This window comes from Actinacidiphila epipremni (assembly GCF_012034175.1).
Taxonomy (GTDB): Bacteria; Actinomycetota; Actinomycetes; order Streptomycetales; family Streptomycetaceae; genus Actinacidiphila; species Actinacidiphila epipremni.
In genome coordinates this window covers 37,806-51,324 of sequence record NZ_JAATEJ010000021.1, presented here as the reverse complement: position 1 = coordinate 51,324, position 13,519 = coordinate 37,806, and the positions used below count along the sequence as shown (strand labels likewise).

The 13,519-nt window shown below is 70.8% G+C and carries 13 protein-coding genes; 5 read left to right on the top strand and 8 right to left on the bottom strand.

Translation table 11 applies throughout. From position 1 onward, the window contains the following. Nucleotides 1–156: 156 nt before the first annotated feature. The 8 genes from HCN08_RS23585 to HCN08_RS23550 all read right to left on the bottom strand — a co-directional run bounded on the left by HCN08_RS23585 (nt 157) and on the right by HCN08_RS23550 (nt 8,031). Nucleotides 157–1,332, bottom strand: a complete 1,176-nt coding sequence (locus HCN08_RS23585; RefSeq protein WP_167985225.1) for a 4-hydroxybenzoate 3-monooxygenase — start codon at nt 1,330–1,332, stop codon at nt 157–159. Next, nucleotides 1,329–2,477: a bifunctional 3-oxoadipate enol-lactonase/4-carboxymuconolactone decarboxylase PcaDC gene (gene pcaDC / locus HCN08_RS23580; RefSeq protein ID WP_167985224.1), complete on the bottom strand. Its 1,149-nt coding sequence runs from the start codon at nt 2,475–2,477 to the stop codon at nt 1,329–1,331. The genes HCN08_RS23585 and pcaDC overlap by 4 nt, the downstream gene beginning before the upstream one ends. Then, a complete protein-coding gene (pcaB, locus tag HCN08_RS23575; protein ID WP_240970378.1) occupies nt 2,474–3,838 on the bottom strand; it encodes a 3-carboxy-cis,cis-muconate cycloisomerase in 1,365 nt (454 codons plus the stop codon). Before pcaB ends, pcaDC begins: the two co-directional genes overlap by 4 nt. Nucleotides 3,839–3,938: 100 nt before the next feature. After that, nucleotides 3,939–4,508 (bottom strand): protocatechuate 3,4-dioxygenase subunit alpha, encoded by a 570-nt coding sequence (gene pcaG / locus HCN08_RS23570; protein ID WP_167985222.1) that lies wholly within the window; start codon nt 4,506–4,508, stop codon nt 3,939–3,941. Beyond that, a complete protein-coding gene (pcaH, locus tag HCN08_RS23565; protein ID WP_167985221.1) occupies nt 4,505–5,293 on the bottom strand; it encodes a protocatechuate 3,4-dioxygenase subunit beta in 789 nt (262 codons plus the stop codon). The genes pcaG and pcaH overlap by 4 nt, the downstream gene beginning before the upstream one ends. 5 nt (nt 5,294–5,298) lie before the next feature. Next, nucleotides 5,299–6,513, bottom strand: coding sequence for a thiolase family protein (locus HCN08_RS23560; protein ID WP_167985220.1), 1,215 nt, complete (start codon nt 6,511–6,513; stop codon nt 5,299–5,301). A gap of 85 nt (nt 6,514–6,598) precedes the next feature. Further along, on the bottom strand, nt 6,599–7,249 hold the full coding sequence (locus tag HCN08_RS23555; RefSeq protein ID WP_167985219.1) for a CoA transferase subunit B: 651 nt from the start codon (nt 7,247–7,249) through the stop codon (nt 6,599–6,601). Further along, nucleotides 7,249–8,031 carry a CoA transferase subunit A gene (locus HCN08_RS23550; protein ID WP_167985218.1) on the bottom strand — a complete coding sequence of 261 codons (783 nt, stop codon included), beginning with the start codon at nt 8,029–8,031 and terminating at the stop codon, nt 7,249–7,251. The genes HCN08_RS23555 and HCN08_RS23550 overlap by 1 nt, the downstream gene beginning before the upstream one ends. Nucleotides 8,032–8,158: 127 nt before the next feature. Between HCN08_RS23550 and HCN08_RS23545 the strand changes: the two genes are divergently transcribed. The 5 genes from HCN08_RS23545 (at nt 8,159) to HCN08_RS23525 (ending at nt 13,439) form a co-directional block, all read left to right on the top strand. Then, complete coding sequence (locus HCN08_RS23545) at nt 8,159–9,826, top strand: IclR family transcriptional regulator domain-containing protein (RefSeq protein ID WP_167985217.1); 1,668 nt, start codon at nt 8,159–8,161, stop codon at nt 9,824–9,826. Nucleotides 9,827–10,100: 274 nt separating this feature from the next. Then, nucleotides 10,101–11,075, top strand: coding sequence for an ABC transporter substrate-binding protein (locus HCN08_RS23540; RefSeq protein WP_167985216.1), 975 nt, complete (start codon nt 10,101–10,103; stop codon nt 11,073–11,075). Then, on the top strand, nt 11,072–11,848 hold the full coding sequence (locus tag HCN08_RS23535; RefSeq protein WP_167985215.1) for an ABC transporter permease: 777 nt from the start codon (nt 11,072–11,074) through the stop codon (nt 11,846–11,848). Before HCN08_RS23540 ends, HCN08_RS23535 begins: the two co-directional genes overlap by 4 nt. An 11-nt stretch (nt 11,849–11,859) precedes the next feature. Next, nucleotides 11,860–12,636: an ABC transporter permease gene (locus tag HCN08_RS23530; protein WP_167985214.1), complete on the top strand. Its 777-nt coding sequence runs from the start codon at nt 11,860–11,862 to the stop codon at nt 12,634–12,636. A gap of 26 nt (nt 12,637–12,662) precedes the next feature. Then, nucleotides 12,663–13,439: an ABC transporter ATP-binding protein gene (locus HCN08_RS23525; RefSeq protein ID WP_167985213.1), complete on the top strand. Its 777-nt coding sequence runs from the start codon at nt 12,663–12,665 to the stop codon at nt 13,437–13,439. Nucleotides 13,440–13,519: the final 80 nt, after the last annotated feature.

Here is a 13,519-nt window from a genome sequence, read left to right as displayed (position 1 = left end):
ACGGACTTCCTCGCACGCGTAAGCGCACCGCACCGCAAGATCTCCTTGCTGCAGGAACGGCAGACCACTCCCGCCGCCCTCAGCCGTCCCGGTACGCACGGCCGAGTTCGGCGTTGTGGACGGCGAGGTGGCCGCGCGTGCGGGCCACGGCCTCCGCTACGGCCGCAACGGCAGTCCGGTGTAGTTCTCCGCGAGCTCGGCCGCCGCATGCGGTGAGCTGGCGATCCGGTCCAGCTGTGCGAGCTGGAGGCGGGTCTCGAAGGGGGACTGGTCCGGGGCGGTGTGCAGGGTGCTGGTCATGAAGTACGAGAAGTGCTCTGCCCGCCAGACCCGCCGCAGCGAGTCAGCCGAGTAGGAATCGAGAAGCGCTGTCTCGCCGGTCGCCTGCCGGTGCGCGAGCGCGCGGGCGAGCACGACGACGTCGGTGATGGCCAGGTTGAGTCCCTTGGCGCCGGTCGGCGGGACGATATGGGCGGCGTCGCCCGCGAGGTAGAGGCTGCCGGAGCGCATCGGTTCGCTGACGAAGCTGCGCATCGGCAGCACCGACTTCTGCATGATCGCCCCGCGGTTCATCTTCGTGGCCACCCGGAAGTCAAGCTCGTCCCAGATCTGCCCGTCCGACCACGAGGCGGGGTCGGTGCCGTTGGGCACCTGGAGGTAGAGGCGGCTGACGGTTGGGGTGCGCATACTGGCGAGCGCGAAACCGCGCTCGGAGTGGGCGTAGATCAGCTCGTCGTAGGAGGGCGGCGCGTCGGCGAGGATGCCGAGCCAGGAGTACGGGTAGGTGCGCTCGAAGACGCGGGGGCCGTCGAAGACGTTGCGGGCGACCCCGTGAAAGCCGTCGCAGCCGACGACGGCGTCACAGGCGAGTGTGCGGTCCTGGCCCTCGTGGCGGTAGTGGATGACCGGGCTGTCGGTGTCCGTGCCCGTCACCCGGCTGACCTCCGCCTCGAACAGCAGCGGCCCCCCCTGGGCGAGCTGGAGGGCTATCAGGTCCTTGACCACCTCCGTCTGCGCGTAGACCATGACGGACCGTCCGCAGGCCAGGCCAGGGAAGTCGATACGGTGCGCGCGGCCGTCGAAGCGGAGCTCGATGCCGTGGTGAACCAGGCCCTCATGGTCCATCCGCTCACCGGCACCGACTTCGCGCAGTACGTCGACGGTGGCCTGCTCCAGTATCCCGGCGCGTTGACGCTGCTCCACGTAAGCACGGTCGCATCTCTCCAGCACGACACTGTCCACACCCGCGCGGTGCAGCAGACGGGCGAGCAGCAGCCCGGCCGGCCCGCCGCCGATGATGCCCACAGTGGTACGGGCGGTGGTGGGGTTCACGTGTCAACTCCTTGAGAGTCGTCCTGGTCCAGGACTTGTTGAGCGATGGCGAAGGCGCTGTTCGCGGCGGGGACGCCGCAGTAGACAGCGGTCTGGAGCAGGACCTCGCCGATCTGCTGGGCGGTGAGCCCGTTGCGCAGCGCGGCGCGTACGTGCATGGCGAGCTCGTCGTGGTGTCCGCCCGCGACGAGTGCGGTGAGCGTGATGCAGCTGCGGGTCGCCCGGTCCAGGCTTTGGCGGGTCCAGATCTCACCCCAGGCGTAGCGGGTGATGAAGTCCTGGAAGGTTACGGTGAAGTCGGTGGTCCTGGCGATGGCGCGGTCGACGTGGGCGTCTCCGAGGACGGCCCGGCGGGCCCGCATCCCCGGTGAGAGGGTGGGCGGGAGAAGCCGCAGGACGGCCTCGGCGACGGCGTCCGGCTGCTCGACGGGCGCGAGGTGGGCGGCGCCCGGCAGTTCGAGGAGCGTCGCGCTCCGGATGCCGTCCGCGAGGGCACGGGCGTGGGGCGGCGGGGTGGCCTTGTCCTCGCGCCCGGCGACGACGAGGGTGGGCGCGGTGATACGGGGCAGTTGGTCGCGCAGGTCGAATGTGGCGAGGGCGTCGCAGCAGGCAGCGTAAGCGGCGGGGTCGGTATTGCGCTGGTCCGCGGTCAGCTCGGCTGCCTCGGGTCCGTCGAAGCCGGGGGTGAACCAGCGCGCGTGCGCGCTGTCGGCGAGCTGCTTCGTACCCTCCCCGCGGACGAGTGCCGCGCGGGCCTGCCATGCCTCGGGCTCGCCGAAGCGGGCGCTGGAGCAGATCAGTGCCAGAGCGGAGAGCCGCTGTGGATGGTGCACGGCGAGGTGGCCTCCGATCGCGCCGCCGAGGGAGACACCCGCGTAGGCGAAGGTCCCGATACCGAGGTGGTCGGCGAGTTCGAGTACGAGCGCGGCGAGATCGTCGACGCTCGCGCCGGCCTTGACCAGTTCGGGTGCGGAGGCGCCGTGTCCTGGCAGATCGAAGCGGACCAGCCGGTATGCACGGGCAATCGCGGGGACGATGCCGTCCCAGACGTGCAGCGAGGTGCCGAGGGACGGGCCGAGCACGACGACGGGCGCTTCGGCCGGACCTTCGATGCGGTGGTGGAGGAGGCGGCGAGGGGTGGTCATCTGTCGGCTCTCCGCGAGTCGTCGGTCGGAGCCGGGTGATGTCCGGCATCGGGCTGCCTCAGCAGGGCTCGGTCGGTGAGGGCAGGCGCGGAGCCGAGGTAGGTCGTGGGGTCGGTGCAGACGGCCGGTGTCCGCGGGGGGAACCGGTCGCCGAGCACGTCGCGGAGGGTGTCGGCCAGCGGGGTCCCCTCCTGCGCACTGCGGCGGGAAGCCTCCGTCAGGGCGGTTCTGGCGGCGTCGCGGCCGAGGACGGCGGCGAGCGTGATGCCCAGCCGCTCGGAGACGATGAGCCCCTGTGTCAGGTCGAGGCCGGCGCGCATCCGGTCGGTGTGGACGGCGAGGCCCTCGGCCAGTTCCACGGCGTCGCGCGCGGCCCCGCCGGTCAGCCGCAGCGCCTCGCGCAGCGGCTGCCACTCGGCATGCCACGTTCCCGCCGCCCGCTCGTCGCCTGCTGCGAGAGCCCCGATCAGGACGGTCGCGAGCGCGGGTACCTGGCGGGCCGCAGCGGCGATGAGCGTGGCCCGGACGGGGTTCCTCTTGTGCGGCATGGCCGAGGAACCGCCGCCGTGGCCTTCGGACAACTCCCCGATCTCGGTCCGCGAGAGCGTGAGGACGTCAGCGGCGAGCTTCCCGAGGGCGGCGGTCGTGAAGCCGAGTGCGGCCCCGAGATCCGCGACGGGCGTCCGCAGTACGTGCCATGGCAGAGCCGGCTCCGCGAGCCCGAGCTCGGCGCTGTACGCGGCGACGAGCCGCAGGCCGAGGTCGCCACCTGCGGTTGTGGGCCCGGAGGCCGAAGCCGTCGCGGGAGTCGCAACGGGTTCCGCCCCCGTGGTTCCGGCCGCCGCGGTGAAGGCCGCGAGCGTGCCCGCCGCGCCGCCCAGTTGGGCGGGGAGCGCGGCGCGGACGGCGGCGAGGCGGTCGTGGGCGTCGAGGAGGAGGGCGCGCCAGCCGGCGGCTTTGAGGCCGAAGGTCGTGGGGACCGCGTGCTGGGTCAGGGTGCGGCCAGGCATCGGGGTGTCGCGGTGGCGCGCCGCCAGCGCCGCGAGGAAAAGAGCCGCGCGGCGGAGGTCGGCGAGCAGCGGGTCGAGGGTACGGGCCGCAACCAGCATGGTGGCGGTATCGATGATGTCCTGGCTGGTGGCCCCCTGGTGCACGTACGGTGCCGCCGACGCGGGGACCGCCGCGGTCAGCGCCGGGACCAGCGGGATGACGGGGTTGCCGCCCGCCCTCGCGGCCACCGCGAGCGCGCGCAGGTCGAAGGCGTCCGCCCTTGCGGCGCCGGTCACCGCCTTCGCGGCGGCGCGCGGCACGAGGCCCAGCCGCGCCTGGGCACGGGTGAGCGCGGCCTCCGCGTCAAGCATCGCCTGCACAAAGGCCCGGTCGGAGGTCTGCGCCTCCGCCGCGCTGCCGACCGAGACGGGCGCCAGCAGGCCGACGTCCAGGTCCTGGCTCGACGGGCCCTCAGGACTGGAAGTCAAGGAAGACCGTCTCCTTCTCCCCCTGGAGTGTGATGTCGAAGCGGAACACCCCCGCGCGCTCCTGGCGCGCGAGCAACGTCGCGCTCCGCTCGGGCTCCAGTGCGGCCAGCAGTGGCTCGCCCTCCGGCGCCGCAAGGTAGGCGCGGGTGAAGAGATGGTGCAGCAGGCCGCGGGCGAAAACGCACAGCGACACGTACGGCTTCGCCGCCGGCGGCGGCAGCGTGCGCACGCAGAAGCGGCCGTCCGCGTCCGTGGCGACACGGCCGAAGCCTGTGAAGTCCACGCCGTTGCGGCCCAGGTGGCGGCCGGTCACCGGATCGCGGCGCATGGAGCCGGACGGCGCGGACGCCCCGGCCGGCGCCGGCTGCCAGGTCTCGATCAGCGCGTCGGGGACGGGTTGTCCGGCACCGTCGCGGACGATCCCGTGAAGTGTGATCGCGTCCGGGCAGTCCGCCGGGGCGACCTGACCGCCGCCGGCGAAGGGGAGTGCGTAGCCGTAGAACGGCCCGACCGTCTGCGACGGAGTGGGCTCCACCGGTACTGATCGTGTCATCGTGCGGCCTCCGTGCCGAGCCGGTCTTCCGTCAGTGTCGCGCCCGGGCCGTCCAGGACGATGTCCCAGCGGTAGCCGAGTGACCACTCCGACCGGGAGAGTTCGTGGTCGTATGCCGCGACCAGGCGCTCGCGTGCCGCGTTGTCGGTGACGGACTGCAGTATGGGGTCGTAGGCGAAGAGCGGGTCGCCGGGGAAGTACATCTGGGTGACGAGCCGCTGGCTGAACGCGGTGCCGAAGAGCGAGAAGTGGATGTGCGCGGGCCGCCACGCGTTCTCGTGGTTGCGCCACGGGTAAGCGCCCGGCTTGATCGTGGTGAAGGAGTATTCTCCGTCTCCACCGGTCAGGCAGCGGCCGACACCGCTGAAGTTGGGATCGAGCGGGGCGGGGTGCTGGTCGCGCTGGTGGGCGTAACGGCCTGAGGCGTTGGCCTGCCAGATCTCGACGAGCTGGCCGGCCACGGGCCGTCCGGCCCGGTCCAGGACACGGCCGGTGACGGTGATCCGCTCGCCGAGCGGCTCGGCGAGGTGCTGCCGTGTCAGGTCGTGGTCGAGGTCGGTGACGTCGGTGACGCCGAAGACCGGGCCGCTCAGCTCCGCCGCCTCCGGGTCGTCCAGGACGACCAGCGGCTGTTTCGGGTGGCGGAGCAGGCTGCTGCGGTAGGGGGCGTAGTCACGGTCGGGGTGTGAGCTGACGACACCGCTGTCCGCGTGGGCCCTGGCCTGTTCGGCGATCTCGCGCGAGATCTCCTGCTGGGTGAGAGGTCGGCTCTGGGTCGGAGGCACGGGGTTCACCTTTCGAGGACGAGGGCGAGGCCTTGGCCGACGCCGATGCACAGGCTCGCGACGCCGGTTCCGCCGCCCCGGGCTTTGAGCTGGTGGGCGACGGTGGCGACCAGCCGGGCGCCGGAGGCGCCGAGCGGGTGGCCGAGGGCGATGGCTCCGCCGAGCGGGTTGAGGACCTGCGGGTCGAGGTCCTCCCATTCGGCCACGCAACCGAGCACCTGGGCCGCGAAGGCCTCGTTCAGTTCGAGCGTTGCCAGGTCGGCGAAGGTCCGGCCGGCTTTGGAGAGGGCCCGGCGGACGGCTTCCACGGGTGCGAGGCCGAAGTAGTGCGGCTCGATGGCGGTGACGGCCGAGGCCGAGACGCGGGCGAGGGGCTCACGGCCGGTGGCCTTGAGGCCCTCCTCGTCTGCCAGCAGGATTGCTGCCGCGCCGTCGTTGAGCGGGGAGGCGTTGCCGGCCGTGACGGTACCGTGGTCCGTGCGGAAGGAGGGCTTGAGCTTGGCCATTGCTTCCAGGGAGGCGTCCGGGCGGACGCATTCGTCGCGGTCGACGATCACCGGTTCGCCCCTGCGCTGCGGAACGGCGACGGGGACGATCTCGGCGTCGAAGTCTCCGTTCCGCCATGCCGCGGCGGCCTTGCGGTGGCTGGCGAGGGCGTAGGCGTCCTGCTGCTCGCGGGTGATCCCGTGCTTGTCCGCGATCAGCTCCGCCGACTCGCCGAGCGGGACGGTCCACTGGGGCGCCATGCGCGGGTTCACCATGCGCCAGCCCAAGGTGGTGGAGTGCAATTCGGTGTGGCTCGCGGGGAAGGGGCGATCGCTCTTCGGCAGCACATAGGGTGCGCGGGTCATCGACTCGACCCCGCCGGCCAGGACGAGGGAAGCGTCACCGAGCGCGATGGCCCGCGCGCCCTGGATGACCGCCTCAAGCCCGGAGGCGCACAGACGGTTGACGGTGACCCCGGGCACGCTGACCGGCAGGCCCGCCAGCAGTACGGCCATCCGGGCGACATCGCGGTTCTCCTCGCCGGCTCCGTTGGCGTTGCCGAGATACACGTCACCGATGAGGGTGGGGTCGAGTTGCGGCGTGCGGTCCAGCAGTGCCTGGAGCACGTGGGCGGCGAGGTCGTCCGGTCGTACGGGGGCGAGCGCGCCGCCGTACTTGCCGACCGGGGTGCGGACGGCATCGACGACATAGACGTCACGGGGACGGTCGGTCACGGGTGCAACTCCTGCGTGCGGGTGGGGCGCCGGCGGACCCGGCGCTGCGTCGGGCGAAGCCGGATCGGGTCTGCGGGTACGGGGGTCAGCTCTCGGCCGGGCCGGCAGCGGCGCGCACCGGCGCGGCCGTGGCCGCCTGGATCTCCTCGGCGGTGACGCCGGGCGCGGTCTCGACCAGAACGAGCCCGTCCTCGGTCACGTCGAGCACGCCGAGGTCGGTGATGACGCGGTGCACGCAGCCGCGGCCGGTCAGCGGGAGCGTACAGGTGTCCACGATCTTCGGGCTGCCGTCCTTGGCGGTGTGCTCCATGACGACGATGACCCGGCGGGCGCCGTGGACCAGGTCCATGGCACCGCCCATGCCCTTGATCATTTTCCCTGGGACCATCCAGTTGGCCAGGTCACCGCAGGCCGAGACCTGCATCGCGCCCAGGACCGCGGCGTCGATGTGCCCACCGCGGATCATGCCGAAGGAGAGCGAGGAGTCGAAGAACGACGCCCCCGGCACGACGGTGACCGTCTCCTTGCCCGCGTTGATCAGGTCGGGGTCGACCGCGTCCTCGGTCGGGTAGGAGCCGACGCCGAGCAGGCCGTTCTCGGAGTGCAGCACGACGTCCACGCCGGCGGGCAGGAAGCTCGGCACCAGCGTGGGCAGCCCGATGCCGAGGTTGACATAGGAGCCGTCCTTGAGCTCCAAGGCCGCTCGGGCCGCCATTTCGTTGCGGGTCCATGCCATCAGGCGCGCACCGTCCCTCGTCCAGGAGGCCCGGAGGTCGTGCGCCGTTCTATGCCCTTGTCCCCGGCCTGGGCGGGAGTCAGCTCGACCACACGCTGCACGAACACGCCGGGGAGGTGGATCTCGTCGGGGTCCAGACCACCGGGCTCGACCAGTTGCTCGACCTCGGCGACGGTGATCCGCCCGGCCATCCCCGCCAGCGGGTTGAAGTTGCGGGACGCCTTGTTGAAGACCAGGTTCCCGTGCCGGTCGCCCTTGGCGGCACGCACCAGCGCGTAGTCGGTGATGATGCCACGCTCAAGCACGTAGGCACGGCCGTCCCAGCTGCGGACCTCTTTCGGCGGAGAGGCCAGCGCAACACCGCCCTGGGTGTCGTAGCGCCAGGGCAGGCCGCCGTCGGCGACCTGGGTGCCGACTCCGGCCGGAGTGTAGAAGGCGGGTATACCGCAGCCACCGGCTCGCAGCCGCTCCGCGAGCGTCCCCTGCGGGACGAGCTCCACCTCCAGTTCGCCGCCCAGATAACGGCGGGCGAACTCCCTGTTGTCACCGATGTAGGAGCCGGTGACCCGGGCGATCCGGCCCGCCGCGAGCAGGATGCCGAGGCCGCCCCCGTCCACACCGCAGTTGTTGGACACTACCTGCAGGTCTTTGGCGGCATGCTCGTACAGGGCCTTGATCAACGTGTTCGGCACACCGCTGAGACCAAAGCCGCCGACGGCGAGTGACGCGCCGTCGGGTATGTCCCGCACCGCAGCGGCGGCACTGGGGTGGACCTTGTCCATTAGGCGGCCCCACCCCGGCCACTTGCCCAACGTTCACTAGACGAACTATTGTTCAGTTCCCTCATGGTGTGCAGTCTGCGTACTGCGGCCACGGCTGTCAACACCCTCCCGGCAGGAGAACCGCCTGATGCGCGAGTCGATCCACACGGATACATCGGCCTCGCCGGACGTCCCTGCGGAGGCCGTCGGGCCGCTACTGCGCGGCGTCGCCATACTGCGCACCCTCGCCACAGCTCCCGAGCACCGGCTGACGCTCGGCGAACTGGTCCGCACCACCGGCCTGGCCCGTTCCACCGTCGACCGGATCACGGCGACCCTCGCCCGCACCGGCTACGTGCGCCTGGACGGCCGAAGCGCGTCGCTGGCGCCACCGCTGATGGAACTCGGCAACGCCTACCTCGCCGCCACCCGCCTGCCGGAGCTGCTCGGCCCGATCGCCGACCGCCTCGCCGACACGCTCGACGAGTCCGTCTCTCTCGCCGTCCCCGATCGCGACGGCATCCGCTTTGTCCACCAGGCAACCCGCCGCCGCAGCCTCTCGCTCAGCTTCCGTATCGGCGACCTGCTCCCGGCCGAACGCACGGCTCCCGGAGCACTGTTCGCCGCGCTGTGGAGTCCGGCGCAGTGGGCGGACTGGCAGACCCGACGCGCCGCCGATCCCGACCAGCTCGCGTTCCCCGCAGCGCCACCCGGCAGGCGCGGTCTCCCCGACTTCCGGCAGCGCGCCGCACGGGCGAAGGTGGACGGCTCGGCCCTGGACGACCAGCTGATCGAACCCGGCCTGGTGGCCATGGCCGTTCCTGTGCACGACCCCGAGGGCGCCCTGGTCTGCGCGCTGAGCGTGGTCAGCCACACCAGCCGCCACAGTGCGCGCGACCTCCGCACGGCCCTGCTTCCCGCGCTGACGCGCGCCCGTGACGCGATGGAACAGGTGCTACGGGAGCCACCCGCGCCCGCCGAGCAGGTACCCGCCCGCACCGCGGAGTGGATCTCCGCCTCGAAGGACGAACTGGGCGCGGATTTCATCGAATCCCTCGCCCGAGGGCTGCTCGTGCCGACAGCCTTCGACGCGGGACGCGCGGAACTGCGCCTGTCCGCGGTCGCGGAAGGCGTCTGCCTGGCCCGTGCGACGGCCCGGCGCGCACTGATCACCCTGCAGCATCTCGGCTACGTGACTACGGAGGGGTACTCCTTCCGACTGACTCCAGCCCTGCTGGAGCTGGGCTACGCCCCGCTGTCCCGAGTGGCCCTGCCGGGTCTGGCCGAGCCCCATCTGGCCAGCCTGGTCGCCAGGGTCCACGAATCGGCATCACTGGCCGTCCTTGACGGGACCGACATCCGCTACACCGCCCGGGTCGCGACGAGCCGCATCATGAGCGTCCACATCAGCGTCGGCACCCGTTTCCCCGCTTACGCCACGAGCCTGGGCCGCGTCCTGCTCTCAGCCCTGCCGCACGACGAGCGCCGCAGGCTTCTGGCGACGGAGGAGCTCCGTCCCCTCACCCGGTTCACCATCACAGACCGCACCCGGCTGGACGGGGTGCTCGAACAGGTCGCCGACGCGGGATACGCCGTGGTCACCGACGAACTGGAAGTCGGCCTGCGCTCCCTTGCAGTCCCGGTCCGCGACAGCGCCGGCCGGGTTGTCGGCGCGATCAACGTCTCGATGCACAGCGCTCGCCTGTCGCTCGCCGAGTGCCTGAGCGACGTCCTCCCCGCTCTTCGCGAGTCCGCGGCGGCGGTGGAGTCGGACCTGCGCATCGCCGGCCGCTTCACCGCACCGCCCACCACATAGAAAGCGCAGCCGCGGACAAGCTGAGACCGGTTCCGGACCGTGCGCTATGCGAACGTTCCCACGCAGGGGGAACGTTCGGGAGCGTCCAAAGCGCGAGCCGACGGCGACGGAAGCGGTCGTTTTGTCCCGACTCATCGTTACGGATCTGCCTCAAGCGGGAGTGTTGACCTCACCCGCGAGCGGCCCTATGTTCTCGATGAGAATCTTTGTGCGCCACGCGCACATTTGCTCTGCCCTGCTGTGTCTTCCACTGCTTCGATCACCAGGGGTCTTCATGCGCCGCATACTCGCCGGCCTCAGTGTCACCGCCGTCCTTCTCACGGCCGCGGCCTGCGGATCCGGTTCCGGTTCCGGTTCCGACAACACCGCCGCCGACAAGGCCGGAGGCACGGTCACCCTCAACGTGGGACTGGTGCCCATCGTCGATGTCGCACCCATCTACCTGGGCAAGGAGAAGGGCTTCTTCGACAAACAGGGCATCAAGCTCAATCTTTCCACCGCCCAGGGCGGAGCCGCCATCGTCCCCGGCGTCGTCAGTGGCCAGTTTCAGTTCGGCTTCTCCAACGTGACCTCGCTGATGGTCGCGCAGGACAAGAACGTTCCCGTCAAGGGCGTGGCCGAGGGCAACAACTCGACCGGCAAGGACGGCGCGGACTTCGGCGGCATCGCGGTATCCAAGGACAGTCCGATCACGTCGGCGAAGGATCTTGAGGGCAAGACCGTCGCGGTCAACACCCTGAAGAACATCGGAGACACCACCGTGCGCGAGTCGGTGCGCAAGGCCGGTGGCGATCCGAGCAAGGTCAAGTTCGTCGAGATGGACTTCGCCCAGATGCCCGCCGCGCTGACCAAGCACCAGGTGGACGCCGCCTGGGTGGTCGAGCCGGCCCTGGCCTCGGTGAAGGCCAGCGGCGGACGGGTGGTCGCGTCCAACTTCGTGGACGTCTCCCCCGACCTGACCGTGGCCCTGTACTTCACCTCGACGAGCTACGCCGCGCAGCATCCCGCCGAGGTCAAGAAGTTCCAGACCGCTCTGAGCGAGTCCCTCGCCTACGCCACCGCCCACCCGGACGAGGTGCGGAAGGTGGTCAGCACCTACACGCAGATCCCGGCGTCCCTGCTCTCCCAGGTCATCCTGCCGAGTTGGCCGGCGGAGCCTGACAAGGCATCGCTGGAGACCCTCGGGAAGCTCGGGCAGCAGGACGGTCTGATCTCCTCGGCTCCCGACCTGAGCAAGCTGCTTCCGTGAGCGCCGCCCGCCGTGCCGGGCTGGGTCTGTGCGGGCTGTTCGGATTCCTCGTGCTCATCGAACTGCTCCCACGGACCGGCCTGGTGCCGTCCGCCTACTTCCCGCCGACCAGCCGGATCGCGGTGGCTCTGTGGGACCAGGTGCTCCAGGGCTCCTTCTGGTCGGCCCTTGGCGACACTCTCATCGCCTGGGGTCTGGGGCTGCTGATCGCCGTCGCTGGCGGTGTCGTCGCCGGCGTGCTGCTTGCCCTCGTGCCCTGGCTTCGCCGGTTCACCGCCTCCACCGTCGAGTTCCTGCGCCCTATACCCTCGGTGGCGCTGATCCCGCTGGCCGTCCTGCTGTACGGCACGCAGATCGGCTCCACACTGCTCCTGGTGGTCTACGCGGCCTTCTGGCAAGTACTGGTGCAGGTGCTCTACGGCGTCGGGGACATCGACCCGGTAGCGGAGGAAACTGCTCGCAGCTACCGGCTCGGGACCTGGGCCCGGATCCGCTACCTGCTGTGGCCCACCGGCCTGCCCTATCTGATGACCGGCATCCGGCTTGCCGCCGCGGTCGCGTTGATCCTCGCCATCACCGCCGAACTGGTCATCGGGGCGCCCGGCCTCGGCGTCAGGATCGCCGTCGCCCAGTCCTCGCAGGCCGTCCCGCAGATGTACGCGCTCATCGCGGTCACCGGACTGCTCGGCCTGGGCATCAACCTGGGCGCACGGGCCGCGGAGCGCCGGCTGCTCTCCTGGCACCAGTCCGTCCGCGGAGAGGCAGTCGTCTAATGGGTCGTGTAATGAGACGCATCCTGGTCAACGTGATGTGGGCCCTGACACTGCCGGCACTGCTGATCGCCGCGTGGTGGCTGGTGAGCGACGACAGCACCAGCATCTACTCCCCGCCGCTGCGCACAATTCTGCGCACGTTCGGTCCGACCTGGGACGGCGACAGGCTCACCCACGACGTGGTGCCGAGCCTGCTGCGCCTGACCGCCGGCTACCTGCTGGCAGCCGTGGCCGGCATCGGTCTTGGGCTGCTCGTGGGTCTGCACGCGCAGCTGCGGGCCACGCTCGAACCCGTCCTGGAATTCCTTCGGGCCCTGCCGCCGCCGGTTCTGGTGCCGATCATCATGCTGTTCGCCGGCATCGGCGACACCATGAAGCTCATCGTCATCGCCAGCGGCTGCCTGTGGCCGGTTCTGCTCAACACGGTCGAGGGAGTGCGTGCCGTCGACCAGGTGATGATCGAGACCGCCCGCAGCTACCGGCTGCCGGCTCCCGCCCGGCTGCGCCACCTCGTACTGCCCGCCGCGAGCCCGCAGATCTTCGCGGGCCTGCGCCAGGCGCTGTCGATCGGCATCATCCTGATGGTCATCAGCGAGATGTTCGCGGCCAGCAACGGCCTCGGCTTCGCCATTGTCGACTTCCAGCGCAGCTTCGCCATCCCCGAGATGTGGAGCGGCATCCTCCTCCTCGGCCTGCTCGGCTTCGTACTCTCCATGCTGTTCCAACTGGTCGAGCGCCGAGCCCTGGCCTGGTACCACGGTCTGCGGGCGTCCCGGCGGGCCTCATGACTCACAAGAACGGAAGCGGACAACCCATGCTCGAAGTACGCGGCCTGCAGAAGGTGTACGAGGGCGCCGGACGCCGGGTGGAGGCCGTCCGCGACCTCACGTTCACACTCGAACCGGGAGAGCTCGCCTGCCTGGTCGGCCCCTCGGGATGCGGCAAGACCACGCTGCTGAAGTGCCTTGCCGGCCTGCTCGCGCCCAGCGCGGGCGACGTGCTGCTGGGCGGGCACAAGGTCACCGCACCGCCGCCGGGCATGGCACTGGTCTTCCAGGAGTACGGCCGCAGCCTGTACCCCTGGCTGCGCGTACGCGACAACGTGGAACTACCGCTGAGGCAGAAGAAGGAGATGAGCCGGCAGCGCCGCCGCGAACTGGTCGAACGCTCCCTCGCCGAGGTCGGGCTCACGCATGCCCACGACGCCTACCCCTGGCAGCTCTCCGGCGGCATGCAGCAGCGCGTCGCCATCGCACGGGCGATCGCCTACGAGCCCGAAGTGCTCCTCATGGACGAGCCTTTCGCCGCCGTGGACGCCCAGACCCGAGCCGACCTGGAGGACCTGGTCCGGCGCGTGTGGCAGGACCTTGGGGTGACCGTCCTGTTCGTCACCCACGACATCGACGAGGCCGTCTACCTCGGCCAGCGGGTACTGGTCCTGTCCAACTCCCCCACTGTGGTGCAGGAACAACTCACGATCGACCTGCCCGACGAGCGCGATCAGCTGACCACCCGCGCCGACCCCCGCTTCACAGCCTTCCGGACCCGGATATACGAGCAGATCCAGGCCGCCAAGGTGGCAAAGGCCTGACCCGGCCGGCCCGGCCCCGCTCGGCTCGACCGAACGGGGCCGACGGCGTCGGTGCCGCGGCCGTGGCAAGGCGCGGACCG